The sequence below is a fragment of the Bacillus sp. Nf3 genome (genome assembly GCF_003028545.1).
GTDB classification, from domain to species: domain Bacteria; phylum Bacillota; class Bacilli; order Bacillales; family Bacillaceae; genus Bacillus; species Bacillus safensis.
Map to the genome: position 1 here is coordinate 87,348 of NZ_PYUA01000007.1, position 26,961 is coordinate 114,308.

A 26,961-nucleotide genomic window follows, 5' to 3' on the forward strand; every position below is an offset into this window, starting at 1 on the left:
TCTTCTGCAGGCTTTTTTCTATAGCTGAGGCAGATGCCATACTTTTTCAAGCATGAGATCGTCTAGGCTTTTAAAGGAATATCCTTGTTTTTTCAGAGCGGTGATAGCATCATCCAGCGCTTCTGCATTGTCTCTTGAGACGGTATGAAGTAAGTAAATGGCACCTGGGTGCGCCTGCTTCATCATTTGATCATAAGCATACTGTTTTCCTTTTTGATGATGGATATGCCAGTCTACAAACGCTACTGACCAGAAAACAGTTTGGTAGCCGAGCTGTTTTGTTTCTTTTAGTACCCTTTCACTGAACACACCGCGCGGCGGACGAAGGTAGAGGTTATCTTGTTTTCCTGTGATTTTGTACACAGCTTCATTGACACGGTCCAGTTCTTCTTTGATTTCTTTCGTACTTTTGGTTGTTAAATCTGGATGATGATAGGAATGGTTGCCAATGATATGACCTTCTTCTGCCATACGTTTGACAAGCCCGGGCTGGTCCTTTACAAAATGACCTGTCACAAAAAAGGTGCCTGGTACTTGATGTTTTTTCAGCACGTCTAAGATCTTGGGTGTGTACCCATTTTCATAGCCGTTGTCGAAGGTGAAATAAATCTCTTTCTTTTTCGTGTTACCTAAATAGAAGGCATCATACTTTTTTAAGAGTGCCGTCAATTCTTTGCCCGCATCCGGCGGCCTGTGCTCTTTGCTTTTTGCAAATCCCCAGTGGATGGGCTTATTAGACACGGCTCCTACTTCTGAAAAAGGTATGGAAACAAAAAGCGCACATAAACAGATCAGCATGAATTTTTTCATTACGTCACTTCCCGGTTTTTCTTCTATTGTGCAGAATAAGACCGAGACTCATACACCGATTCACCTGCCAATTTAAAGAAAAAAGCCCGCACTGCGCGAGCTATTCTTCCTTCCAATCATTTTTAAACCGTTCATATTTCGCTTCTAGGTCGTCAATCATTTGGATCAGTCTGTCTATATCTTCAACGTCTGTTGATTCAGGATCTAATGAATCAATCACATTCATAAACATATCTAATCGGTTCTTTAAATAATCAACCTGCTGCTCTTTGCTGTCTGCTGCCTTGCCCATCGATACACTCCCTTTAGCGTTTGTTTATAGCTTATCTTTTTTTCCCTTGTAAATCAATTGTGTCCCTCTTGCGTATAACCGTGATGAGGCTTAAAATTAACTGTTGGCGGGTCTACGTTTGCCCGAATGAAAAGGAGATAGATACCATGAACCAAAAAACAGCACTTCGTCCGATCACACCTGCATACGACCCTTGGGAAGCCTATCTCGATGTGCAGGATTACGGAGAAATGAAGCTGACAAATATTGAATTTACGACAACAACGCTCTGTAACATGAGATGTGAGCATTGTGCGGTCGGCTATACCTTACAGCCTAAAGACCCGAATGCACTGCCGATAGATTTGTTACTTCGCCGTTTAGATGAAGTTCCGCTCCTGCGCTCACTCAGTATTACAGGCGGTGAGCCTATGCTTTCTCTTAAATCTGTACGGGAATATGTCGTCCCTTTATTAAAGTATGCCCACGAACGCGGCGTGCGTACACAGATCAATTCAAATTTAACCCTTGATTTGGCGCGCTATGAAGAAATTATTCCATACTTAGATGTCCTTCACATTTCACATAACTGGGGCACTGTTGAAGAGTTTGCAACAGTCGGTTTTGCCATGATGGACCGTAAACCAACCTTTGAGCAGCGCGAGAAATTATTTAACCGCATGATTGAAAATAGTCAGGCACTTGTCAAAGCGGGCGTAACCGTATCCGCTGAGACCATGCTGAATAAGCGCACGCTTCCATATATTGAGCACATCCACCGGCAGATCGTCGAGGAAATGAAATGCCAGCGCCACGAAGTTCACCCGATGTACCCAAGTGATTTCGCCAGCGCCCTTGAATCATTGACGCTTCCGCAAATGCGGGATGCGATTCATCAGCTGCTTGATATTCGTGATCAAAACACATGGATGCTGTTTGGCACCCTGCCATTTTATTCATGCAGCACAGATGAAGAAGACCAGCGTCTCCTTAATCGATTGCGCCAGGAGAAAAATGTCACAGTACGAAATGACCCTGACGGCCGTTCGCGGTTGAATGTGAATATTTTTGATGGGAATATTATTGTGACAGACTTTGGCGATACACCGCCGCTTGGAAACATTGCAACTGATACATTGCAATCAGCCTATACACGCTGGATGGACACGAAATTAGCAAAAGAGCTGAATTGTCATTGCCCAAGCGTGCAGTGCCTCGGTCCGAATGTTCTAGTGAAAAACAGCTATTATCAAGATGTTGATTTTACTTCTCGAACAGCCAGGGGGTAATCGATAGATGGACGATACATTTCTGACAGTGGTCAAAAATAAATACATTGAAATTCTCCTTGTTGGGCTCGTTCTTTGGCTTGCTGTCTTTATGATCAACAAAGCCCTTCAAATTTTCTTTAAACGAACTGAGTTTATAGAGGATAAAAAGAAGAAAACGATCGAGAGCTTGGTCAAATCGGTCACGAAATACACCGCTTCGATTTGCTTTGTGCTCTATGTCATTTCTCTTTTCTTTCATGACTTTGGGAAAATTCTTGCGGGTGCTGGTGTCGCTGGGATCGTCATCGGTTTTGGCGCCCAGACGCTCATTCGTGATATTTTAGCAGGCATTTTTCTCATCTATGAACGCCAGATTCATAAAGGGGATTATGTGACGGTGAATAACCTCTTTAATGGAACCATTGAAGAGATTGGTCTCCGCTCTCTGCAAATTAGAGAATGGAGCGGCAAGCTGTTAACCATTTCTAACGGGGATATCAGGCAAATCCAAAACTATAACATGCAATATATGCGGATTACGGAATCTGTGTTAATTAGCGCGAATCAAAACCCAGATATCGCCTTCCAAGCACTTGAATCAGCATGTGACAATTTAAATCAAATGCATCATGATTTACTTAAAAAAGATGAATTCCAAAACGCCATTGAACCCTTTCAAGTTCATGGAATTATGGGCTTGAATAAGCTGAATCGCGGGATTGAAATTACAGTTAAGGGAATGGTCGAAGACGAAAAATACTTCGAAGCCGCTCTTGCTGTGCGAAAAGAAATGATCAAGCAACTTCATCATCATGATGTCAAATTGCTTGAGGATCTCGCTTATCCCCAGCCTGCAAAATAACCTCATTCTATATGGGGTTATTTTTTTATTTGTATTTTGTTAACCGGTTAATTATAATGTTATTTAGTTAACCAGTTAATAATAGAGAGGATGTATGGAATGACAAAAACAGAAGCAATTTCTTTCATCAAGGAGATGTATCAAGAGGTGTTAACCAAGTTCGATGTAAAAAAGGTGGAGGCTTATTTTTCTCCTGACTATCAGCAAGTGACCGATGGGAAGGTTTCCACGCTTAATGAGTTTAAAAAGCATCTATCCACATTAAAAGAAATGACAACACAGCTTGCGATCCCCGCCTTTCATGATGTGTTATTTGATGAAGAAATGCAGCAAGCGTGTTTTCGTTACACGGTACATGTTGACCTCGCAAGCGGAGACGGTGGTTTAATAGATGTCACAGCTCTTTTCACTTTATCAGATGGCAGGATCATTCGGTGCGACGAGCTGACTCGGGCTCACGAAAAACATGAAATGCTTGAACAGCTGGGGCACATTAGCTAACAATTCTCTTCATTTCAGCCCTCTTACTTCTATCCTCTTGACTGATTCATGTATAATAGATAGCAGAATGATTTCATGCAGCATGGGGACCCTCATACTGTGTATTTTCTAAGTGAAAGAGAGTGAATAAGATGGGTCGTAAGTGGAACAACATTAAAGAAAAGAAAGCATCAAAGGATGCCAGTACAAGTCGTATTTACGCAAAATTCGGGCGTGAAATCTATGTGGCTGCCAAACAAGGTGAGCCAAACCCAGAATCAAACCAAGCACTTCGTTTTGTCCTAGAACGTGCAAAAACATATAGTGTCCCAAAACATATTGTGGACCGTGCCATTGAAAAAGCCAAAGGCGGTGCGGAAGAGAACTTCGATGAGCTGCGCTACGAAGGATTTGGTCCAAACGGATCAATGGTGATCGTTGATGCCCTCACCAATAACGTCAACCGCACAGCGTCAGATGTTAGAGCAGCATTTGGGAAAAACGGCGGAAACATGGGCGTAAGCGGCTCTGTTGCTTACATGTTTGACCAAACAGCTGTCATCGGTGTCGAAGGAAAAAGTGAAGAAGAAACACTTGAGCTTCTAATGGAAGCAGATGTTGATGTACGTGACATCATGGAAGAAGATGAAACGGTGATTGTGTACGCTGAACCAGATCAATTCCATCAAGTACAAGAAGCATTCAAACAAGCGGGTGTTGAAGAATTCACTGTCGCTGAAATCACAATGCTCCCGCAAAACGAAGTGACATTAGATGATGAATCTAAGGCACAATTTGAAAAGCTGATCGATGTTTTAGAAGAGCTTGAAGACGTGCAGCAGGTTTATCATAATGTGGATTTAGGGGAATAAAAAAAGTAAGCCATGATAGTCGTTGTATCGAATCAACTTCTATGATGGCTTTTTTATTTTTCAATAAAGGTTTACGATTCACTCAATAAAATGTAACATATGAATAAAATGTCAATTTATACAAACCTTTAAGGGGCTGAGTTTCATTTTTAAAACATGGTGGTTTTCATATCAAGGATTTATGATCATCCCTTTTATTTCCCTATACTTTAGTTTCACTCACCTGACGATATTGACTAAAATCATCTTCTATTTGTTCATTGTATGGTATTTATATAATGTCTTTGACTTTTTCATGAGTGAAGTGAAAAGAAAAAAAGAGAAAACGTATTAGCAAAAAACAGTCATCTCCTCTTATCAGTAGAGGAGATGACTGTTTTAATTCATCCCTTGAAACCCAAACGTTAGGTGATCCTGAACTGGAATCCAAGCGCCGATTCCTTGTGAGGTCACGTTTTTCACGACGAGTTTTCGTTTATTTCCTTTTAGCACAAGGTACACTTCTCCGTAAGTAACCTTACCTTTTTCGTTAATCGCTGGTGCATAGGCATGAAGCGATGCTGCTTTTTTTGGAGAGACATGGTAAGACTGATCTCGTTTTGTTCCTGCACCAATCACGGTGTCAAACGCGAGGGGCAGCTTTGTTTTTTGAATCGCTTTTTGCATCATCAATGTTTTCACATCTTCTGGGCTTGGCACTTTTGCTGTGAGTCCGCCGCTTACTTTCACTTGCTGCTTTTGAACGTATTTGCCGATGGCTGTTTTGTTTCCGCCTCTATTATCAATGTGATTCGTGTTCACTTTTTTGTATTCCCAATTGGCGACTGTTTCGTTTGAATCATAGCTCAGCGCCCATCTCCCGAGGAAAATGGTCGCGCGGTATCCAACTGCTAATGGCGTCCCTGAGATGCTGGATTCATTCAGCATTTTAATCAAATGAGTATTCTCAATCGGGACACTTGTTGTTTTGAACAATTCAGCCGTCAGCTCGCTCGGCTGGAGCAGCGGCTGATCCTGTGACGCGTTCGGATACGTATTCTCCTTTGAAATACTTGCGACAGAGGATGGCACTTTAAATGGCTTTGCCGCCTCCGCTGGAAAGCTGTATAGAAAACTTAAGGATAAGAGAACAACAAACATGATGCGGGGCATCTTTTTCATATCATCACTCTTTCTCATTCATTTTTCCATAGTATTTTCCCGAAAGACGTCCCTTATCCACAAAAGATTATAAAAGGAAAAATCCAATCGCCATAATAAAATAGGCAGCGAGTAATGTGGCGCCTTCAAACCAATTTGTATCACCATCATTTGATAAAATGACCGTTAGCAGCACAGAGGATGCCATCGCAATGAGCTCTGGCAAGGAGAAAATGAGCGGCATCTGCTTATCAAAAAATAGCGAGCTGATGACAAGAATCGGCGCAACCATCATGGCAACCTGAAGTGTGGAGCCAAAGGCGATTTCTACTGCTACATCCATTTTGTTTTTATACGCCATGATGACAGCTGAAGCATGTTCTGCTGCGTTGCCGACGATGGCCACAATAATGACACCGATAAACAGCTCACTCCAGCCAAATTGTTCTCCTACCGTATCAAATGTATGAACAAGACGCTCTGAAATGTACGCAACTGCGATTGTCGAAAGCATCAAAATGACAGTGGCAAACTTTCCAGACCATTCAGGTGTTTCTTCTTCCGTCTCTGCTTCGCCTTCCATGCTCTCCTGCTTGGCAACATACACCCCGCGGTGGCTGACCAGTTTGAAATAGAGCGCCGCGACATAAAGCAAAATCATCACAATGCTGATCCCAATGCTTAAAACAAACTGTTTATTCTCTGCCATCTCCATCGAAAACACTTCTGGAATGACAAACGCTACAATAATGGCAAACATGAGCAAGCCTGAATTGTGCCTTGCATCATGGACATTAAATACTTGACGCTTATATTTTAATCCGCCAACGAAAAAAGACAAGCCAGCCACAAGCAGTAAATTTCCGATAACCGATCCTGTTAATGATGCAAGTACGATGGCCGTCAATCCTTGCTTTAAAGCAAAAAACGAAATGATTAACTCCACCGCATTTCCAAATGTAGCGTTTAAAAGTCCGCCAATTCTGGGCCCCGCAATGATGGCAAGACTTTCTGTGGCTCTTCCCATAAAACTAGCAAGACCAATAATGGCGATACAATAAACGGCAAACATGACGACCTGCGGGAAATGAAGAAAACTGCCAAGTACCGATAGCGGAACACCGATTGCGACAATTACAAGAAATAAACGATTCATACAGCCATTCTCCTTTACATATGTCTGACTGTTATTCTTTCGTGAGTGCCGGCATCATATACATTTTAGATTCGCGCGTGTGAGAAGGTGATATCAATACTTCCTTTCACGGACTGCACCATAGAGCAATGCTTCAATGCAAGGGTGATCACTTTATCGATTTGTTCATCAGATGTATTAATATCTTCAAATAAGATATGTAAATGAATGCAGGAAATCTTGTTTACAGCTCCTGCCCTTGTCGTTTCAGGTGTGATCGTCAGCCCTTCATAGGATATTCGCTTTTTACGGCACACATGAATGAGCATTTCTCCAAAGCAGCCTGCGATGGCTGAGGTGAACAATTGAGATGGACGGTACCCCATTTCTTCTGTTCCTGAAATAGGCAGCTGCCTGTCCTCATTATGTGCGATCCAATGATCCTTTTCGTATGTCAGCTTCATTCCTTTTCCACCTTTCTATTGAAACCCCTATGGTTCCATTGTACGATGAAAGCATGAACTTGTAAGGAGCTTCTTATGTCGAGAATTCACTTTATGATTTTAATTTTACTTGTATCCGTGTCTGGTTTTTCACAAGGTGCATTACTTCCTGTCATTTCCATTATTTTTGAACATGCCGGTACTTCTCCTACGTTAAACGGACTGCATGCCACAGGCTTATATCTCGGTGTGCTGCTTGCGTCTCCTTTTATGGAAGCACCGCTTCGCCGGTTTGGATTTAAGCCGTTAATCGTCATTGGAGGCGCCGCTGTTTTTTTAAGCTTGTTTAGCTTTGTGTTTTTTGAATCTTATGTCGTCTGGTTCTTCCTCCGGCTTATGATCGGGATTGGTGACCATATGCTGCATTTCTCTACACAGACGTGGGTGACCTATGCTTCATCCTCGAGAAATCGCGGAAGAAACATTTCACTGTATGGATTATCGTTTGGACTCGGTTTTGCCGCCGGCCCTTTTTTAACGCCGCTCATTGAGATCAATCCAGCTTTGCCTTTTATTGTTTCTGGTGCCGTTAGTTTATGTATTTGGCTGCTTGTGTTTGTTTTAAAAAATACATATCCAGATACGGGCGAAGTGCAAACGTCAGAGCAGACAAACAGTTTGAAGCGCTTCAAAAAGGCCTTTCAATTTGGCTGGGTCGCCTTTATGATGCCATTTTGCTATGGATTTTTAGAAACGACACTTAATAGTAACTTCCCTGTATATGCGCTAAGAAGCGGGGTGACAGTAGATGCGGTTGCGTTTATTTTACCTGCGTTTGCCATTGGGAGCATTGTCTTTCAGCTTCCTCTTGGAATGCTCAGTGACCGGTTTGGCAGACGCCGCATCATTTTATGTGTGACACTCGCTGGATCATTCTTTTTCCTTTTAGCAGGGATCTTCATTCAATCCGTTTTGGCTGTCGCTATCTGTTTCTTTATCGCCGGAATGGCTGTAGGCTCTACCTTCTCACTTGGCATCAGTTATATGACTGACTTATTGCCAAAGCATCTGCTTCCCGCCGGGAATTTGATGTGCGGGATGGCGTTTAGTGCCGGCAGTATTCTCGGGCCGGTACTCGGAGGATTCTTTGTGCAAACGTTTGAAGGAATGAATTTACTTTATCTTGTCAGTATCGTGATATTATTTGTCTTTTGCTGCGTTCGGTTTGGGAGAACGACGGCAGTGGTGGAAAGTCACTAAATGGAGGGTCAATCGTTGTTTACCTATAACATCACAAATGAGTTGACTTTGGCATCTCTACAAATAGATGATGCGGACACACTATTTAGCCTTATTCAAAAAAATAAGGCTCATTTAGGGGAGTGGCTGCCTTGGGTTCATCACTGCAAAAGCATAGAAGCGGTAAAAACGTTTATTCAATCAACTCAAACCACCTACAATGAACAAAAAGGGTTGGAAGCTGGCATTCAGCTGAACGAGCAATTAATCGGTGTGTTCCGTCTGACGTTTGATCAACAAGTAGGCAATATCGGTTATTGGATTGATGAAGACGCGCAAGGACAAGGCATTGTGACAACCATCGTGAAATATATGACAGATACCTTTGCTCCTAAAGTCGATGGATTTGAAATTTTTTGTCCTGTTGGCCATGTCAGAAGTGAACGTGTAGCGATAAACGCAGGGTTTCAGCTTGATCCTCATTACCAGTCAAAACCTGATACAGCTTTTATCCTTAAGCGGTATATACGATTGTCGAAATAAAAACTCCCCCGCATCGCAGAGGAGTTTTTTTCATTTAATGATAACCATTTTGCCCGTTCGCACTGCCGCTTGTTTTGTGCTTTGGCTGATGGCCTTTGTTTTGTTTCGTGTTGCTTCCGCCTTTTTTCGATTGTTTGGACATATGTGATTCCCCCATCCATCAAGATTGAACATGTTCGTTCTTCTTTAGGATGCCCGGATTTCTTCACACCTTGCCTGGTACGATTTTACGCTTATGTAAAAGCGCATTAAGCTCGCCGCCAAGGATAATCATGATGCCGGTTAAATAGAACCAGATCATTAAAATAATGATTCCCCCAATACTTCCGTACATCGCGCTGTAATTAGCAAACTCGCCTACGTAAAATGAGAACAGCATGCTCACCAAAATCCATCCAATCGATGCAAAAATGGCGCCTGGCAGAACAAATTTCAATTTCAGTCTGATGTTTGGGGCGAAATAGTACAAGGCTGTAAACACAATCAATAAAATCAGCGGGCTAATGATCCACCTCATGGCCGTCCAAATGGTGAGAAAGGCATCTGACTGCCCAACTAATTTTGCGACAAATAAGCCAAGTTCTTTTCCAAAGACAGGCAGCATTAAGGCAAAAATAATCGTAAGAACCATCGCTATAGTTAAGATGATTGATGTTAAACGTACGAGAATGAAGGAACGATTTTCCTCAACTTCGTAAGCATGGTTAAATGCTCTGACGACGGCATTAATCCCGTTAGATGCAGACCAAAGGGCGGCAATAATCCCGAATGACAGCAATCCGCCGTTGCGACTGTTCAGTGTCTCTTCGGCGATGGATTCAATCATCGAAAGCGCTCCTTCTGGCGCATAACCAGAAATGACGCTCAGGACATCCTTCGACGTCAGCGGCAAATATCCAACGAGTGTCAGCACGAAGATGAGAAACGGAAATAATGAAAGCAAAAAGAAGTAAGCAAGCTCAGCAGATTTTGCTGGTCCTTCATGCAGCAAAAAGCGTTCAATTAACGCTTTAATAAAACCCATACGCCTCATCTCCAATGATCAATCTTTCTATTTCGATCGAAAGTGATCCTTTGTTTCTTCAATAATCTCTAATACTTTTGGGGTTGTTTCCTTTAACTGATTGACTTGTTCATTTAAAAATGACAAATCATCTGAGACTGTTCGCATCAGCTGCTTCGTTTCTTCCATTTTTTCTTTCACGCAAGCAGAAATTCTGGCTGGCTCCTGACGGTATTCCGCCAGCTTTTCCTGACAGTCATCCCATTTGTCTTTAAGCGCAATTCTCGTTGGCCGATGAAATAATGTCAGCAGTGCGCCGCAAGCTGCTCCTATCACAGCTCCTCGAAGCATGATTTGATTTTTCTCTTCCATCTCGTCTGATCTCCTTTCAGTTAAAGGTGTTTCTCTTTCTTTACATACGTCAAAAAACGATCGATTCCTGTTTCAATTAAATCATGTACTTCCTCAAAGTTTCCAGTGTAATAAGGGTCTGGCACATCATCTCGATCATCGTCTTCAACAAAGTCAAGAAGACGGCCAATAAAGTGATGTTTCCCATAACCGGCTATACTGCGAAGTGCCCCTACATTTTCAGCATCCATCGCAATGATATAGTCGTATGCTGTGATGTCCTCATCTATGATTTGTCTTGCGGACATCCCTTCATAGCTGATCCCTTTTTCATCAAGCAGCTTTCGTGTTCCTTCATGCGGAGTACTGCCTTGATGCCAGCCGCCAATGCCTGCTGAATCAATGACAAAGTGCTCGCTTAGTCCTTCATCTTCTACTCGTTTTCTAAACATGGCCTCTGCCATCGGTGACCTACAAATATTGCCAAGACATACGAATAATACATGAATCATCCTTCATTCTCCTCCTATCTTTTCCCTAAGAACTGCTTTCGAAAACCTTTTCTCTATCATATCAAGCCCTTTTTCTTTTGAAAACTTTGCAAGAAAAACTCCCATCGGCATTGACACATTATACAAAAAAAGGTGACACTTTAGGAGAATTGCACAAATAAAGGGGGATACATATGGGATGGGTAGAACAGATTGTCAGCAATATCAATGATGTATTATGGGGACCGCCGCTTTTGTTTTTGATCGTGGGGACTGGGATTTACCTTACCTTTCGAGTACTCTTCATTCAAATTAGGCTGCTCCCCTATTCGCTGAAGCTTGCATTTTCAAAGCAAGACAAGACATCAGAAGGTGATATTTCTCACTTCCAAGCATTAATGACAGCTCTTGCTGCAACGGTTGGAACGGGAAATATTGTAGGGGTCGCCTCTGCTGTCATTGCTGGCGGACCAGGCGCTGTGTTTTGGATGTGGTTTGCAGCGTTCTTTGGAATGGCGACAAAATATGCTGAAGCTGTTCTCGCAGTGAAATACCGTGTCAAAAATGAAAAAGGTGAAATGTCCGGCGGGCCGATGTACTATTTGGAGCATGGCTTGAAGCAAAAATGGCTAGGGGTGCTGTTTGCTATTTTTGGTGCTACGGCTGCCTTTGGAATTGGGAATCTCGTGCAGTCAAATTCGATTTCTGGTGTCATGAATTCAACCTTTCAGATTCCAACATGGATCACAGGCATTATTATTACGGCCTTTACTGCGCTTGTGATTTTAGGCGGAATTAAAAGCATTGGCCGGGTGACGGCTATTTTTGTACCAGTCATGGCTTTATTCTACGTCATTTGCGGGCTGATCATTCTTGTCATGAATGCGGATCTTGTCCCAAGTGCAGTCGGGCTCATTTTTACGGATGCATTTACAGGTCAAGCCGTTGCAGGCGGCGCGATCGGTACCGTAATCCGCTGGGGTGTGGCGAGAGGGGTATTTTCCAATGAAGCAGGTCTTGGTTCTGCACCAATCGCTGCTGCTGCTGCCAAAACAGATATGCCTGCTCGTCAAGCGCTTGTGTCAATGACGCAAGTATTTATTGATACGATGATTGTTTGTTCTATAACCGGGATCACAATTGTCATGGCCGATATGTACGTCACAGAAAAAAGTGATGCACTCACCTCGTTATCCTTTGCTCATTTCCTTGGACCAATCGGCTCAATCATTGTTGCAATCGGCTTACTTTTATTCGCTTATTCCACCATTATTGGCTGGTCCTATTATGGTGAAAAATGCTTTACATATTTGGCAAAAGATTCGTATGTGATGTATTATCGTGTTGTGTTTGTTATTGCTGTCTTTTTCGGTGCCGTGTTTAAGAATGATTTCGTCTGGGGCGTGGCGGATATGCTAAACGGACTGATGGCTGTTCCAAACTTAATCGGCCTCATCGGTTTATCAGGAGTTGTCGTGTTTGAATCTAAACGAATCATTGATAAGATTAAGCAGGAGAAAAAGGAGAAAAACATCTCCGTGTCGTCTTAATAGCCCTTTTATTCTTTTGCATTTCTGTTAAAATAGACATGTTATTCACATATGCAGGAAAGGACGTGCCGCCCTTGTCAGAGCAAAAAGCGGCTGAAGTCAATCAGCTGATTGAAGACATTTCGCAAAAGTTAAATATGCTGAACATTGGAGTCATCAAAGCCGAGGACTTCAGTCCAGACAAGTACGAAGATATTGAATTTCTACACCAAATGGTGATGAAAAAATCTTCATTCAGCCCAAGTGAAATGCAAGCCATCGCAAGCGAGCTAAAAAACTTAAGAAAATAAACGTGCAAAGGAAACCAGATTGCGGTTTACGCCGCTTTCTTACATCCATGCACAGAAAAAGCCAGCACCCCGCAAGGTGCTGGCTTTATTTATCCTGTCAAAACTGCTTATTTTGCGAGCAGTTTTAATGATTCACGGTTAAATGCTGGAATGTCATCAGGTGTACGGCTTGTCACAAGCTGATCCTGACAAACAACAACTTCTTCATCTTTGAATTTGGCGCCTGCGTTTTCCATATCTACTTGAATGGATGTATAGCCAGTCGCGCCTCTGCCTTCCAGCGTCTTCGCTGTAATGAGCAATTGCGGTCCGTGACAGATCGCAAATACTGGTTTTTTCTCGTCCATAAATGCTCTTGTGAATTGGACATAGCGAACATCTGCACGCAGAATGTCTGGTGAGAACCCGCCAGGAATTAGCAGTGCATCGAAGTCTTCAGGCTTCACGTTATCAATGGACGCATCCACTCTCACTTCTGCTTCTCCTTGCTTCCCTTTCACTGTTTTTCCTTTTTCGTTTTCAATGACTGTGATCTCATGGCCTGCATCTTTAAAGGCTTTTGCAGGCTCGGTGAATTCAACATCCTCAAAGTAATCTGTTAATACAACTGCAATTTTCTTACCCATGTAGAAACCCTCCTGCTTGATTATCGTTTACACTACACACTATACCCGGGTACATTGAAATCAAACATCCTTTCCCGATCAGAAAACCCCTTATGATAAAAATAAGCATTTAGACTTATTTATATTTCCTCAACAAGGTAATTCGTATGATTTATGTTATCTTTACAATAATCTGCAAAAAATAACTACAAAAGTTAACGAAACATTTCTACAATAGGTATTGTGGTCAAAAAAATTAGAAAGGCGGAGATCAGGTGAAGAAGCAAACACATAGGTCTAAACGAAGGAAAAACCTGTCTATTCTGCTCACTTCCATTATGATGATTAGTCTCATTCTCCCAGCAGTACCTACTCATGCAGCAATAGAAAACGGCGATGCCGTAAAAGTCAGCATCTTAGCCACAACGGATGTTCATGCGAACATGATGAACTATGATTATTACAGCGACAAAGAAACAAATGAATTTGGTTTGGCAAAAACAGCCGAGCTAATTGAAAAGCACCGTTCACAAAATCCAAATACACTCCTTGTTGATAACGGAGACCTGATTCAAGGAACCCCTCTTGGAGAATACGTTTACAAAAATGAGAAAGACGGCATCATCAATCAAACAAAGGTTCACCCCATTATTCATACACTCAACAAACTAAAGTACGATGCAGGAACACTTGGCAATCATGAATTTAACTACGGATTATCATTTCTTGACGGTACCATTTCCGGGGCTAACTTCCCAATTGTCAATGCGAACGTCAAAAAGTTAAATGGAGAACACCGTTTTACGCCTTATGTGATTCAAGAAAAAACATTTAAAGACGCAAACGGAGCCTCACAAACTGTGAAAGTCGGTTACATAGGATTCGTTCCACCACAAATTATGACGTGGGATAAGAAGCATTTAGATGGACAAGTTCAAGTGCAGGATATCGTCGAATCTGCCAATGAAACCATTCCTGAAATGAAGGAAAAAGGAGCAGATATCATCGTCGCTCTTGCCCATACAGGAATTGAAAAAACCGCTTCGCCTAAAGGATCAGAAAATATGATCTTTGACCTTGCCACGAAAACGAAAGGCATCGATGCGATCGTGTCCGGCCACCAGCACGGCACATTCCCAAGCGCTGAATATAGCGGCATCGACAAATTCGATGTCTCAAAAGGAACCATCAACGGCATTCCAGTCGTCATGTCTAAAAACTGGGGAAGCTACCTCGGCGTCATTGATTTAACATTAGAGCCAGACGGCAACAACTGGAAAGTCACAGATGGAACAGGAAAGATTGAATCTGTTGCAGGAGTCACCTCTCAAAACAGCACTGTAAAAGATGCTATTCAAACGACGCATCAAAACACACTTGATTATGTAAGAAAGCCTGTCGGTAAAACAGAAGCAGACATTAACAGCTTTTTTGCTCAAGTGATGGATGACCCTTCTATTCAAATTGTGACAGATGCACAAAAATGGTATGCACAAGAAAAAATGAAGGATACGTCATACAAAAACTTACCGATTTTATCTGCAGGCGCCCCGTTTAAAGCCGGCGGCCGAAACGGTGTAAATTATTATACAAATATCGCAAAAGGTGATTTAGCGATTAAAAACATCGGCGATCTCTACCTTTACGATAACACCGTGCAGATTGTCAAACTGAAAGGCAGTGAAGTGAAAGACTGGCTCGAGATGTCTGCCGGACAGTTTAATCAGATCAAGCCAAACGATTCAAATGAACAGCCTATTTTAAACGAAGAATACCGCTCGTATAACTTTGATGTGATCGATGGTGTCACCTATCAAGTTGATGTGACGCAGCCTGCTAAGTACAGCACAACAGGCACTCTTGTCAATGCGAATGCAAACCGCATCAAAAACCTGTCCTACAACGGAAAACCAGTCTCTGACAATCAAGAATTTTTAGTCGTGACAAACAACTATCGAGCTTCTGGCGGCGGTGGCTTCCCGCATCTAACGCAAGATAAAGTGGTACTTGCCTCAGCCGATGAGAACCGCCAAGTGCTGATGGATTATATTATCGAACAAAAAACCATCAACCCAAGTGCGGATCAAAACTGGTCCATTGCACCAATCAAAGGCGCAACAGTCACATTCGAATCTTCTCTTTTAGCTAAGCCGTTTGCTGAAAAATCTAGCAATGTAGACTTTGTTCGTAACGCCAGCACAGATGGTCTTGGTGTGTACAAGCTAGCCTTTAAAGAGGATGGCACAACAGAACCGCCTGCATCAGACAACTGGAATTTAACGGTGATGCATACAAACGATACACATGCCCACCTTGATGATGCGGCAAGACGTGCAACAAAGATTAAAGAAGTTCGAGCCGAAAGCAAGAACAACATTTTATTAGATGCTGGAGATGTCTTCTCTGGTGACCTATATTTCACAAAATGGCAAGGACTTGCCGACCTCAAACTGATGAACTTAATGAAATATGATGCCATGACGTTTGGTAATCATGAATTTGACAAAGGTCCTTCTGTTCTTCGTCAATTCCTGACAGGTGATGCATCAGATGTAGATGCGAAAAACCGTCACCAATTTGAAAAGCCTGCATTCCCGATTGTGTCATCAAACGTTGATGTCTCTAAGGAAAAACAATTGAGCGGCTTAGTGAAAAAGCCAGCCACATTTAAAGCTGGTGAGAAAAAAGAAGCTGGGATTTACCCATACATCCTGCTTGATGTAAACGGTGAAAAGGTGGCTGTATTCGGCTTAACCACTGAAGACACGGCCATTACATCCAGCAGCGGTCCTAACATTCAATTCAAGGATGCATATAAGAAAGCAAAAGAAACAGTCAACACCATTCAAACAGAAGAAAAAATCAACAAAATCATTGCTTTAACACACATTGGCTATAACCGTGACCTTGAGCTGGCTCAAAAAGTAGACGGTATTGATTTAATCATTGGCGGTCACACGCACACCCTTGTAGAAAAATTAAAGGTCGTCAATAAGAAAGAACCAACGATTGTCGCACAAGTAAAAGACTACGGACAATTCTTAGGAAAAGTAGATGTGGCCTTTAATCAAAAAGGAGTCGTACAGCCAAAGAAATCTTCTTTTGACCTCATCACCATCGATGACTCTGTCAAAGAAGATGCCGATGCAAAAGCGATCCTCGATCAGTACAAGGCAGATATTCAAGATTTAAAAACGGAAAAAGTCGGGTCTACTGATGTCCTCTTAGACGGACAACGAGAGCATGTCCGGGCGAAGGAAACGAACCTTGGGAACTTTATTGCTGACGGTATGCTGAAGAAAGCGCAGGAATCTGCTGGTGCTGATCTTGCCATCACAAACGGCGGCGGTATTCGAGGCAGCATTGAAAAAGGAGATATCACTTTAGGTGATATTTTAACGGTCATGCCATTCGGAAACACACTCTATGTCGCGGATTTAAAAGGCAGCCAAATTAAGAAAGCGCTCGAACAAGGGCTTTCAGGCATTGAGGAAGGCGGCGGCGCATTCCCTCATGTAGCCGGCATTGAATATACGTTTACACTGAGTAAACCAGCTGGCAGCAGACTAATTGATGTCAAACTGAAAGACAAAAACGGCAAACTAACAGACATTGATGATAAGAAAACATACCGCGTGGCAACAAACGCATTTGTCGGGACAGGCGGCGATGGCTACAGCGTCTTTACAGAAGCCTCTCACGGCGAAGACTTAGGCTATGTTGACTATGAAATCTTCAAGGAGCAAATTGAACAGGCAGACGGCGGGCATATTTCTCCTGTCATCGATCATCGAGTGAAAGAAGTGTTCCTTCCACGTGCGAAAGGAAAAGGCGTCTATGACATTCAAGATAATGAGAAATTCCAAACGTATGTGCAACATACAAACAAAGCATTGCTCTATTTAGACAAAGCGAGCGAAGCGAAAAACGTTCAATTGTCTCTATCAAAAGCACAGGTAGCCGAGCTGAAGAAAAGAGAGCAAGATCCGAACGTCACTATCTATCATGACAAAGTGGGACTCGCATTACCGCTCTCTAACTTGTCCGAGAAAACCGCAGATATATGGATGAAAAAGACGAATAAAGTGAAAAATGCATTAACGAATACGTATGATTTCCAAATCAAACAAGATCAGAAAAAGGTTTCTACCTTTAAAGATCCTGTTACACTATCCTTTACATTAGATGAGCCTCAAAAGGCAAAGAAACCTGGTGTATATTATGTAGACCGCAAGAAAAATCGTTATGCCAAAACAAGTAATGGATCATTCGAAAATGGGGTCGTTTCAGGTCAAACTGAGCACTTCAGCGAATACACCGTACTCAACCAAAGCGGGGCAGCTGGAACAACGCCAGATCAAACTGGCGGAGACGGCGGAAGTTCAGCGCCAGACGGAGGTACAGGTACAGATCCAAACCAAGATGGAACCGGACTTCCAGGTGGCACACTGCCGAATACAGCAACGATGATGTATACAGCTGTATTGATTGGCGTACTCATGCTTGCCTCAGGCGGTATCCTATATTACTACCAGCGTAAGCGTACAAGAAAAAATGTATCATCTTAAAAGAAAAGGACAGAGCGTATGCTCTGTCCTCATATTGTTGACAAAGGGCTAAAATGCTCTTGATTTTAGCCCTTTGTCTTCTTTTCAGCGTGATAGAAAACCTTTGCAGTCTAGGAAAGACGAGCACTGGAGCGGAGCGAATTTGACATTCGTGAGCACCGGAGCGCAGACCTGACACCGAATGCGAGGGTTTGTCTACACGCTGAAGGACAGAGCGTATGCTCTGTCCTTTTTTCATCTCAATCTTGGGATAAATAAATCCAATTGCGCTTATCAAATTGTTTTACATCATCTGATCCTATATGACGCAGCATTCTATTGAAGAACGTGATGTCATCTTCATCATCGATGGCATATAAATCCTCTTGAACATAATCTCTCGTAATAAAATTCGTTAAGTTCGTATTATTTACAAAATCAGCAAAATACGATTGGACAAGAGTTAAATCCTCTTCACTCAACTTTTCATCATTAATAATTGAAATATGAAACACATTCAAAATCGCTTGTATATCTTCTTCATCCATATAACATAATGGATCTAGTTTTCTATCTTCTTCAGTAAACGGTTTTCGAGTATCTTCAATGATGACGTAACATAATATTCGATGATCTTTCATCACGCTAAAAATTTCCAAATCCCGTAATTTTAGTGGTCGATTCAGTCTAATCATTTTTCCTCCTGTAAATCAAAATTTTGTCGTTGTGTATATCCCCGTTTCTCCAAAATCTGAAATGGACAGAGCCTATGCTCTGTCCATTTTTTCTCTTCTAGCAAAGTCGACGAATCTAAAGCGGTCTAACCTGTGACGGCTTTCTGTGTATTGAAATAGACTCGTATCCTCTAAGAACACATAATTCTTTACCACGACGACATGGTCAAATCCCTTTAAATCAAGGTACTTCGCATCCTCTTCTGTACATGGCTCTACCACAAATTCCTTTTGAGCATAGCTGATTGATACACCGAGTTCTCCTTCAATATACTCGTAGATTGATCCTTCGCATATGTCTTTAGACAATACTTCAACATGCTTTTGCAAAAAGTAGTCCTTGTCTAAAATCACTTCTTCCCCGCTAATATTGCGAGAGCGAATGACTTTCCAGACGTCCGTCTGTTCGTCAATTTTTAGCTGAGACTGAATATACTGATCCGGTTTGATTAAACCAAATTCATGAACCGTTGTGACTGTCTTTCGGCCAAGCGTTTTGGAAAGCTCTTTAAAGCTGACAAGACCTGATACAGGGAACTGCATTTTCTCCCGATTCAGCAATACAGAGCCTTTCCCGCGGATTTTTTGGATATAGCCATTTTGCACAAGAATATTTAATGCCTTTCTCACCGTCTCCCGGGACGTGTCGTACATAATCGAAAGCTCATGCTCTGATGGGAGGATGCCTTTATCCTGCCATTCACCTTGTTCGATTCGTCTTGCTAGCTGATCATAAATCACTCGAAACTTATTCTCTTTCATTTTCCCTCCGCCCCATTTTCTAGCGTTTGGTTAAATGATAAACGATTGACTCATATGGGCGCAACGTAAATCCCTTGATATGTGCCGGCACATCCTCATAATTGGATAACAGCACTTGACACTCCATCTCATCAGCAGCCTGCACAAGCTCATCAGGAAGCGTAAAGTGCGCCTCACCTGCATAAAAGTGGTTGATCACGAGGAGCTTCTCATCCTTGCTTTCTCTAACATAAGCAAAAATCTTTGGATCTTCTGCTAGGAGTAAGGAGAAGCTGCCATATGTGATCACGTCAAGTTCTTTACGCAGTCTGCAAAGGGCTTGGTAATGATAGAAAATGGACGTCTGATCTTTTAATGAAGCCTCGACCGAAATGTCGTTATTGGCTGGCTCAATCCAAGGCGTTCCTGTTGAGAAACCTGCATTCTTCTCTGAATTCCACTGCATTGGTGTTCTCGCATTATCTCTTGACTTGACCTGTAAAATGGCGAGTGCTTCTTCCTTTGATTTCCCCTTTTCAAGCATGACTTCGTACATATTGAGTGATTCGATATCACGATAAGACGAAATGTCCTCAAAGCGAGGATTCTTCATGCCTATTTCCTCACCTTGATAAATATAAGGAGTCCCCTGCATGAGATGAATCGTGGTCGCCAGCATCTTCGCTGATTGCTGATGATACGTGTCATCATCACCATACCTTGAGACGATACGCGGCTGATCATGATTGCACCAGAACAGCGCATTCCAGCCGCCGCCCTCATGCATTTTCGTTTGCCATTCAGACAGAATCGACTTCAATTCTTGAAAATCAAATGGTGCGATCGCCCACTTTTCACCATTTGGATAATCCACCTTTAAATGATGGAAGTTAAACGTCATATCCAGCTCCTGCCGATCAGGTCTTGTATACCGAATACAGTCTGCGATATTCGTTGAAGACATTTCTCCCACTGTCATGCTATCGTATTTCGAAAAAACCTCCTGGTTCATTTCATGCAAAAATTCATGAATTCTCGGACCATCGGTATAGTACATACGGCCGTCGCCTTGCACAGATTGTCCGGCATCATCTAAGAAACGCTGATCCTTTGAGATGTTGTTGATGACATCCAGCCTGAACCCATCAATTCCTTTTTCAAACCAAAAGTGCATGATGTCATATACTTTCCTGCGCACCTCATCCTTCTCCCAATTGAGATCCGCCTGAGTGACATCATATAAATGAAGATAATAATCTCCTGTTACTTCGTCCAGTTCCCAGGCTGGACCGCCAAATTTCGACTGCCAATCATTCGGGGGAGATCCATCCGCTTTTGGCTCCTTCCAAATATAATAATCTCGATAAGGGTTATCCTTTGACTCACGCGAGGCTTGAAACCACTCATGGAAAATGGATGTATGGTTAACGGCTAGATCCATGATGACTCGTATTCCTCTCTCATGCGCTTCCTTCAGCATGCGTTCAAAATCTGTCATTGTGCCGTACATCTCATGGATTTTTGTATAATCACTAATATCATAGCCGTTGTCATGCTGCGGGGACTCATACATTGGCGTGAGCCAAATACAATCCGCCCCAAGCTCTTTGATATAATCAAGCTTTTTCGTCACGCCATTGATATCACCTGTCCCAGAGCCGGTTGTATCTAAAAAGCTTTTCGGATAAATTTGATAGATCACCGCTTTTTTCCACCACGGTTCATTTGTTTGCTGATTCAATTTCCTTCACCACCACTAGTTAAGTTCGTCTGAAAAATCCTTCTTCTTTTTTAGTTTTGCATATAAAAGAGTGCCGATGAATGGGACGATGAGTACAATCACCATTCCGATTGCAAATGCACCCCAATATTTCGGGATAATGGAGAAGATTCCTGGAATGCCGCCAACACCAACTGAGCTTGCCAGCACCCCTTGAGAGGCGATAAACATACCGGCTAATCCTGAGCTGATCAGAGCAAAAATAAATGGGAATCGATAACGCAGGTTGACCCCAAACATGGCCGGTTCAGTAATTCCTAAATAAGCAGAAATACTTGATGTCAGCGAAAGTCCTTTTTGCTTTTCATCTTTTAAGACAAACATCATCGCAAGGGCAGCTGATCCTTGTGCAATGTTGGATAAGGCAAGCATTGGCCATAGGAACGTGCCGTGCAGCTTTGAGTTAATCAATTGAATATCCACAGCGAGGAACGTATGGTGCATTCCCGTAATGACTAATGCTGCATACAGTCCGCCGTATAATAGACCGCCAAGTGCTGCGAATTGCTGGAATACCGCTACAAGTCCAGATGTTAAAACATTACCGATTGCAAATGTAACAGGTCCAATGACGATGAATGATAAAAATCCAATGACTAATAACGTAATCGGTGCAACAACTAACAGCTGAATACTTTCAGGTGTCCGTTTTGTGATAAATAATTCGAGCTTTGCAAGTAAATAGGAGGCAACGAGTATCGGAAGAACCTGTCCTTGATAGCCTACCTTCTGCACTTCAAGGCCAAACAAGTTCCAAACAGGAATGTCACCTGTCTTCTCTGCCGCTCCATAGCCCCATGCGTTTAACAAGTCCGGATGCACGAGCATCAGACCGAGGACCATCCCTAAAAGTGGATTCCCCCCAAACCGCTTCACAGCTGACCAGCCAATTAATGCTGGCAGGAACGTGAAGGCAGTGCCAGCAATTAAGTTGATCATATTTGCTAAATCAGCCCATGCCGGGTACACATCCACAATGGATTTTTGATCGAAGAAAATATCAGGAGCTGTTAAAATATTATTAATCCCCATTAATAAACCGGCTGTGACGATAGCAGGAAGAATCGGTATAAAGATATCCGCAAGCGTTTTCACAGCACGCTGCAATGGATTCAATTTTTGATCAGAGGCACGCTTAACGTCCTCTTTTGTGGCTTCCCCAATTCCCGTCCTTTTGACCATTTCGGCATATACTCGGTTGACGACCCCTTGGCCGATAACAACTTGGTATTGACCGTTCGCTGAGAAAGATCCCTTCACTTCATCAATTTGTTCAAGTGCTTTCTCATCCACCTTGCCTTCATCTTTCAGCACAAAGCGCAGCCTTGTTACACAATGTGTCGCTTGATCGATATTTTCTTTGCCGCCGATGGCTTTCACAATCTGATCTGCTGCTGTCTGATAATCAGCCATACTATCCCCTCCGAGATCGTTTTTTTATATAAGAAAAAAGAACCAAAAAACTTGTATATACATGTTTACTTCATATTTTATATTTGTATATACATGTAGTCAACAATAAAATGTAGCGCTTACATAAAAAAAGCTCCCTCAATGTGCTCAGGGAGAGGCAGCGTGTCATTATCTTTTTTTATGCTCCGTTAATTTCTCGTAGACCTTATTTTTGTAAAAGGAGGAGGCTGGGCGGGCAAAAGTTTGACGCTTAGATGTAAGTTCATCCAGACGTTTTTGTTTTTCTTCACATATGAGAGACAGTTTCTTTCTTTCCTCTCCATCTATACTCGATTGAAGCAATTCTTTGACAGTCATAAGTTCTTTTTTCAGCGCTGTTTCTTCCCCAGCAAATCCGGCATTTTTCATAATGCGGTAGCCCATTCTAAGTTCTTCTGGTACATGAGCAGCGTCATCTTTTGGCAGAGGCTTCCCAAAGCCAGATAATCCTTCAAAAGCCCCGTTATCCATCGCTTTTTTGATCCGTTCTTCTGATAATCTCTGCGCAAAATCCATAGCGTTTCTCCTTTCACCGCAAGTATGTGATTAAGCATAGCAAAAAAGCTGGCTCTCTCACAAGAGCCAGCATCAGCGTCTAGACAAACCCTCGCATTCGGTGCTCGTCCCTTCTTCGCTGAAAAGAGAAAAAGGGCTAAAATATTTTAGCCCTTTCTCGTTATTTCTTGTCGATTTTGAAAGTTGAGACCATTTGTGCTAAGTCTTCTGACATGTCAGAGAGCTGTTCAATCGCACTTGAAATTTGCTGCATACCTGCACTTTGCTGTTCTGTTGCTGCCGCCACTTCTTGTGAGCTGGCTGCATGTTCTTCCGATACAACAGAAATTTGCTCAATCGATGTAGAAATCGTTTGATATGCTCGTTCAACTTGCTTAATAGAAGCAAGCAAATTGTTCGTTCTTCTTGAAAACTGAGATACACCGTCGTAAATCACAGCGAAGTTCTGTGACGTGCCTTCCATTTGCTCACGTCCTTCTTCCACTGCTTTACTGCTTTCCTCTACGCTTTCAAGAACACGCTGGCTGTTTTCCTGTGTACCGATAACGAGATCTGAAACGGTTTTAGCTGCATCTGCTGATTGCTCTGCTAATTTACGTACCTCATCTGCCACAACAGCAAACCCTTTTCCTTCTTCCCCAACACGTGCCGCTTCAATGGAAGCATTCAGTGCAAGAAGATTCGTTTGTGCTGAAATGTCCGTAATAATCGAGATCACACTTTCAATCTCCGTCGAATGGGATTGTAATTCTTCTGCTGCCTGCTTCGAGTTGGTCATCTTGTCATGTAACAAGTTCAGATGATCAAGCACATGGTTCACAAGTTTTTGACCAGATTCTGACTGCTCCTGTACATCAGATGAAACAGATTTCATTTCATCGACTTCTTTTGTGACGCCTTCGATTTGAGTATCGATCTCTGCAACAGATCTCGTACAATCCGTAATATTTGCGACAGAATCATTGATTCCTTCACTCATATTCGTCATGGCTTCTGACACTTGCTGCGCACTTTGACTTGATTCGTTCGTCACCGTGCGAAGCTGTGAAGACATTTTTGATACTTCACTAGATGAGTGCGAGATCTTCGAAATGAGCTCTTTGATCCGCCCCTGCATCTTTTGGAAGGATGCAGCAAGCTGGCCGATCTCATCTTTACTCTCAACTTCTACCATTCCAGTTAAATCACCGTCAGCAATTCGGTTCGCTGATTCCATCAATGAACGTGCTGGTTTCGCAATTCTTCTTCCCATGATAAAGGAGAAGAGCAATCCACCGATAAGCACAATAGCCGATGCAACCGTAATGTAGATTGTCAGCTTCTTCGTTGTGGCTGGAACAATTGATGCATCTAAATCAATCCCTAAAATCCCTGTCAGCTCACCGCCTGAATCTTTGATTGGCAAAAAGACTGATTTATGTGTGCCATATGAATCATGGTAAATATCACTTTTGACCATTTTATCTTCAGAAAGAGCTTGCTTCATCTCATCTGAGAATGCATAATCCTGGTCAAAATCATTGTCTTCCCCAGTTAATACGATAATTCTTTCTTTACCGCCTTTATTAGATAACACGTATAAGTTCTCAAGCGTATGATCTTTTTGAAGCTCTGTGAATTTCTTTTTGATATCGACATAAATGGGATCATCCTTCCCGCTAATGCTGAGCACGTTTCCATCGATGTTATCGATTTCTTTTTTGGCGGTATCAATATCTGTTGTTAATCGATAATCAAATTGCTTTAATAACTGGGATGATAAATCCTGGCTGACTAGATAAAATGTTAGAACGAATAATGCAACGGTTGCGAGTAATGTTACGGTAACGACTGACATGATTTTAGAGGATATCGTGTATCCTCCAAATTTCCTTTGTTTCGCCATTTTTTCCTACATCTCCACTCTCAGATTTGGTTTAAGCATGTACATTTTCAAATTGTCCACAAACAGATGCAATCACATCTTTTAAATAAGATACGATATGAGGGATATGCTCTGGTAACGTATAAGGTGAGATGACAAAAAACTTACTAACACTTAGATAGAAATCTTGACCTTCTTTTGAGTTAACAAGTAAAAACTTCGTTGTATCGCCAAAGAACATCTCGTCTCTTTTCTCTCCAAGCTTTTCAAACAGCATTTTGTTCAATTCATTGTTTCGCTCAATTTCCATTGAAGTCGCTTCGCCAGAAATCTCTTCTTGAAAACGCGGTGAGCCGTCTAGGTAAATTCTAAATAATGTAGCCATTCCGACGTTGTCATCATTCACGACTTCTGCTTGCGGAATTTCCCTACTAAGTGCTTCTCTGAAGGCAAGGTTTACTTCTAAGAATTGACCGAGCAAGCGCTGGTAGCCTTCAATCCCAAACGTTAACAGCACACTCAGCATGCTGATTGAGCTTCCCATTCTTGAGCACTCTAGTGTATAACCCGTATGGTATTCCCCGTAGCCTCTATGGCCAACATATGGAGTCTCTTGTTCTTCCAGATCCAAACGCTTTAAGTCAGCAGCGTTTTTCACTAAGAATAAACTGGATGTGTAAGGTGTTTGGCCGAGCTTTTGAAAATCAAAGCACATCGAGTCTGCAAGAGAAAGATGCTGGAATTTCGCTTTGATTTCTTTTAGCATACGAAGAACACCGTCTGAGAATTGCAGCGGGTTTTCTGATACATCATACTCATTAAAGAAAGCAAAGAATCCACCCAGCGCCGAATCTGCATGAATATGCGGCACCTTCAGATCATACTTTTCAGCAATCGCTTCTGCTGTTTCACGTACCCCTTTTACATCATCAATTGCAATGGCATCTGTTGTTCCGGTTGTTGCCACAATATAAACGGGAATCCCGCCACCCTGTGCAACACGTTCCATTTGACAACGCAAATCTTCCATATCCATTGAATGATCTTTATTCGTCTTAATTCTGATTAAGTTGTTTGTGCCAAGTCCTGTTGCTTCCATTGACTTAAATAAGCTGTAATGTGCGGCATCAGAACAAAACGTATAAAGATTTTGCGGAACTCCTTTTCGCAGTGACTCCGGCGCAGCTTTGGCAATCGCTAAACGAAGTCCTGAAAAAATCGCTCCTTGACCTCCCCATGTTGTGTATCCCCCGCTCACGTTTGGATCATATCCGATGAGCTTAGACATCATTGAGACCACTCTGACCTCAGCTTCCGCACCTGCTGGTCCATAAACATCCCATAGGTTGTTTCCGTTTACCAGCATAGCTGTCAGCATGCCTAAAATTCCTGGTGTACTTGCCATTGGCAAAATGTTCGTGAAGAAATACTTGGTGTGGTATGGATGGTTATGTAAAAGCTTCAGTAATTCTTCATTCACAAGTTCCGCTTGCTGGCCGTTCATCGGAATTTGACTTGTTTCAGTGAGCTTTTTGTAAAAATCCTCCCCACGATTCTTTTCACCTTTAAGGTGTGCACGGTTGGGATCCTTCAGGTCATCGACCCCTGAAATGATCTGCTCCATCAATTTAACGAGTTCTTTACGCTCTCCTGCATTTCCGTCCTCACTCGGAAACCAGTTCTGAACGAGGTTCTCTGCTCGTACAGTCATATACTATCAATCCTTTCAATGGAAGATTTCCTGTCACTGTCTATATCGACCCCAATTCAGAAGTTTATAGTCTCGATATGTTCACTTAAGTATATCTAGATAATTTGTTTACTTATTAAAATAAATGAAACCCTTAAAAAACACATTAAAAGCATTATGTTGATGAAACACAAAAATATATTGATATATCGTATGAGAGGAATTTTTATCCATCATCTTGTTCCATTCCATTGTTCATTTTTTTTGCTTAACCTGCATAA

Annotated in this window: 25 protein-coding genes; 9 read left to right on the forward strand and 16 right to left on the reverse strand. The window is 42.3% G+C overall.

All coding sequences use genetic code 11. The features are described from left to right. Positions 1-18: 18 nt before the first annotated feature. Together pdaA and C9414_RS16560 are read right to left on the reverse strand one after the other, a co-directional pair. Entirely contained in the window at positions 19-798 is a 780-nt protein-coding gene (gene pdaA, locus C9414_RS16555; RefSeq protein WP_372556296.1) for a delta-lactam-biosynthetic de-N-acetylase, read from the reverse strand. A 112-nt stretch (positions 799-910) separates the two neighbouring features. After that, positions 911-1,102, reverse strand: a complete 192-nt coding sequence (locus tag C9414_RS16560; RefSeq protein ID WP_012009274.1) for an SE1561 family protein — start codon at positions 1,100-1,102, stop codon at positions 911-913. A gap of 146 nt (positions 1,103-1,248) precedes the next feature. Here C9414_RS16560 and yfkAB point away from each other — a divergent pair, with 146 nt between their 5' ends. The 4 genes from yfkAB (at position 1,249) to C9414_RS16580 (ending at position 4,566) form a co-directional block, all read left to right on the forward strand. Next, entirely contained in the window at positions 1,249-2,370 is a 1,122-nt protein-coding gene (gene yfkAB, locus C9414_RS16565; RefSeq protein ID WP_041106321.1) for a radical SAM/CxCxxxxC motif protein YfkAB, read from the forward strand. 7 nt (positions 2,371-2,377) lie between these two features. Beyond that, on the forward strand, positions 2,378-3,214 hold the full coding sequence (locus C9414_RS16570; protein ID WP_064497730.1) for a mechanosensitive ion channel family protein: 837 nt from the start codon (positions 2,378-2,380) through the stop codon (positions 3,212-3,214). Between the two features lie 99 nt (positions 3,215-3,313). Beyond that, positions 3,314-3,715, forward strand: coding sequence for a nuclear transport factor 2 family protein (locus C9414_RS16575; RefSeq protein ID WP_107164085.1), 402 nt, complete (start codon positions 3,314-3,316; stop codon positions 3,713-3,715). Positions 3,716-3,846: 131 nt separating this feature from the next. Beyond that, positions 3,847-4,566, forward strand: a complete 720-nt coding sequence (locus C9414_RS16580; protein ID WP_003218036.1) for a YebC/PmpR family DNA-binding transcriptional regulator — start codon at positions 3,847-3,849, stop codon at positions 4,564-4,566. 378 nt (positions 4,567-4,944) lie between these two features. Here C9414_RS16580 and C9414_RS16585 read toward each other — a convergent pair whose 3' ends face one another. The 3 genes from C9414_RS16585 to C9414_RS16595 all read right to left on the reverse strand — a co-directional run bounded on the left by C9414_RS16585 (position 4,945) and on the right by C9414_RS16595 (position 7,305). After that, the gene (locus tag C9414_RS16585; protein ID WP_039177159.1) at positions 4,945-5,727 is read right to left on the reverse strand and encodes a YfkD famly protein; all 783 of its coding nucleotides are present in this window, start codon (positions 5,725-5,727) and stop codon (positions 4,945-4,947) included. 67 nt (positions 5,728-5,794) lie between these two features. Further along, a complete protein-coding gene (gene cax, locus C9414_RS16590) occupies positions 5,795-6,862 on the reverse strand; it encodes a calcium/proton exchanger (protein WP_107164086.1) in 1,068 nt (355 codons plus the stop codon). A 65-nt stretch (positions 6,863-6,927) separates the two neighbouring features. Further along, positions 6,928-7,305 (reverse strand): OsmC family protein, encoded by a 378-nt coding sequence (locus C9414_RS16595; protein ID WP_107164087.1) that lies wholly within the window; start codon positions 7,303-7,305, stop codon positions 6,928-6,930. A 75-nt stretch (positions 7,306-7,380) separates the two neighbouring features. On the opposite strand from C9414_RS16595, the gene C9414_RS16600 reads away from it, so the two are divergent. Together C9414_RS16600 and C9414_RS16605 are read left to right on the forward strand one after the other, a co-directional pair. Further along, complete coding sequence (locus C9414_RS16600) at positions 7,381-8,544, forward strand: MFS transporter (RefSeq protein WP_041087254.1); 1,164 nt, start codon at positions 7,381-7,383, stop codon at positions 8,542-8,544. A gap of 15 nt (positions 8,545-8,559) precedes the next feature. Next, entirely contained in the window at positions 8,560-9,066 is a 507-nt protein-coding gene (locus C9414_RS16605) for a GNAT family N-acetyltransferase (protein WP_107164088.1), read from the forward strand. A gap of 205 nt (positions 9,067-9,271) precedes the next feature. Here C9414_RS16605 and C9414_RS16610 read toward each other — a convergent pair whose 3' ends face one another. Genes C9414_RS16610 through C9414_RS16620 form a run of 3 tightly spaced genes read right to left on the reverse strand, consistent with a single transcriptional unit; the run spans position 9,272 to position 10,932 of the window. Further along, positions 9,272-10,090 carry a YihY/virulence factor BrkB family protein gene (locus C9414_RS16610; protein WP_039177150.1) on the reverse strand — a complete coding sequence of 273 codons (819 nt, stop codon included), beginning with the start codon at positions 10,088-10,090 and terminating at the stop codon, positions 9,272-9,274. Positions 10,091-10,117: 27 nt separating this feature from the next. Next, on the reverse strand, positions 10,118-10,441 hold the full coding sequence (locus tag C9414_RS16615) for a YtxH domain-containing protein (protein WP_039177147.1): 324 nt from the start codon (positions 10,439-10,441) through the stop codon (positions 10,118-10,120). Between the two features lie 20 nt (positions 10,442-10,461). Continuing rightward, positions 10,462-10,932 (reverse strand): low molecular weight protein-tyrosine-phosphatase, encoded by a 471-nt coding sequence (locus C9414_RS16620; protein WP_107164089.1) that lies wholly within the window; start codon positions 10,930-10,932, stop codon positions 10,462-10,464. Between the two features lie 173 nt (positions 10,933-11,105). Between C9414_RS16620 and C9414_RS16625 the strand changes: the two genes are divergently transcribed. Both C9414_RS16625 and C9414_RS16630 read left to right on the forward strand, forming a co-directional pair. Next, a complete protein-coding gene (locus C9414_RS16625) occupies positions 11,106-12,461 on the forward strand; it encodes an alanine/glycine:cation symporter family protein (RefSeq protein WP_047203590.1) in 1,356 nt (451 codons plus the stop codon). Positions 12,462-12,535: 74 nt separating this feature from the next. Further along, the gene (locus C9414_RS16630) at positions 12,536-12,751 is read left to right on the forward strand and encodes a DUF1128 domain-containing protein (protein ID WP_003214000.1); all 216 of its coding nucleotides are present in this window, start codon (positions 12,536-12,538) and stop codon (positions 12,749-12,751) included. Between the two features lie 107 nt (positions 12,752-12,858). Here the strand turns inward: C9414_RS16630 and C9414_RS16635 are convergent, their stop codons facing one another. Next, entirely contained in the window at positions 12,859-13,377 is a 519-nt protein-coding gene (locus C9414_RS16635) for a type 1 glutamine amidotransferase domain-containing protein (protein ID WP_107164090.1), read from the reverse strand. A gap of 254 nt (positions 13,378-13,631) precedes the next feature. Here C9414_RS16635 and C9414_RS16640 point away from each other — a divergent pair, with 254 nt between their 5' ends. Next, entirely contained in the window at positions 13,632-17,924 is a 4,293-nt protein-coding gene (locus C9414_RS16640) for a multifunctional 2',3'-cyclic-nucleotide 2'-phosphodiesterase/3'-nucleotidase/5'-nucleotidase (RefSeq protein WP_107164091.1), read from the forward strand. Between the two features lie 239 nt (positions 17,925-18,163). Here C9414_RS16640 and C9414_RS16645 read toward each other — a convergent pair whose 3' ends face one another. The 7 genes from C9414_RS16645 to C9414_RS16675 form a co-directional block, all read right to left on the reverse strand. Next, a complete protein-coding gene (locus C9414_RS16645) occupies positions 18,164-18,598 on the reverse strand; it encodes a terpene synthase (protein WP_107164092.1) in 435 nt (144 codons plus the stop codon). 72 nt (positions 18,599-18,670) lie between these two features. Further along, positions 18,671-19,399 (reverse strand): trehalose operon repressor, encoded by a 729-nt coding sequence (gene treR, locus C9414_RS16650; protein ID WP_041087239.1) that lies wholly within the window; start codon positions 19,397-19,399, stop codon positions 18,671-18,673. A gap of 19 nt (positions 19,400-19,418) precedes the next feature. Continuing rightward, complete coding sequence (gene treC / locus C9414_RS16655; RefSeq protein ID WP_107164093.1) at positions 19,419-21,119, reverse strand: alpha,alpha-phosphotrehalase; 1,701 nt, start codon at positions 21,117-21,119, stop codon at positions 19,419-19,421. A 15-nt stretch (positions 21,120-21,134) separates the two neighbouring features. Beyond that, positions 21,135-22,571, reverse strand: a complete 1,437-nt coding sequence (treP, locus tag C9414_RS16660) for a PTS system trehalose-specific EIIBC component (RefSeq protein WP_107164094.1) — start codon at positions 22,569-22,571, stop codon at positions 21,135-21,137. A gap of 168 nt (positions 22,572-22,739) precedes the next feature. Beyond that, positions 22,740-23,126, reverse strand: coding sequence for a DnaJ family domain-containing protein (locus C9414_RS16665; RefSeq protein WP_024425857.1), 387 nt, complete (start codon positions 23,124-23,126; stop codon positions 22,740-22,742). Between the two features lie 160 nt (positions 23,127-23,286). Further along, positions 23,287-25,011, reverse strand: coding sequence for a methyl-accepting chemotaxis protein (locus C9414_RS16670; protein ID WP_107164095.1), 1,725 nt, complete (start codon positions 25,009-25,011; stop codon positions 23,287-23,289). A 31-nt stretch (positions 25,012-25,042) separates the two neighbouring features. Beyond that, the gene (locus C9414_RS16675) at positions 25,043-26,701 is read right to left on the reverse strand and encodes a pyridoxal phosphate-dependent decarboxylase family protein (protein ID WP_107164096.1); all 1,659 of its coding nucleotides are present in this window, start codon (positions 26,699-26,701) and stop codon (positions 25,043-25,045) included. Positions 26,702-26,961 lie beyond the last annotated feature (260 nt).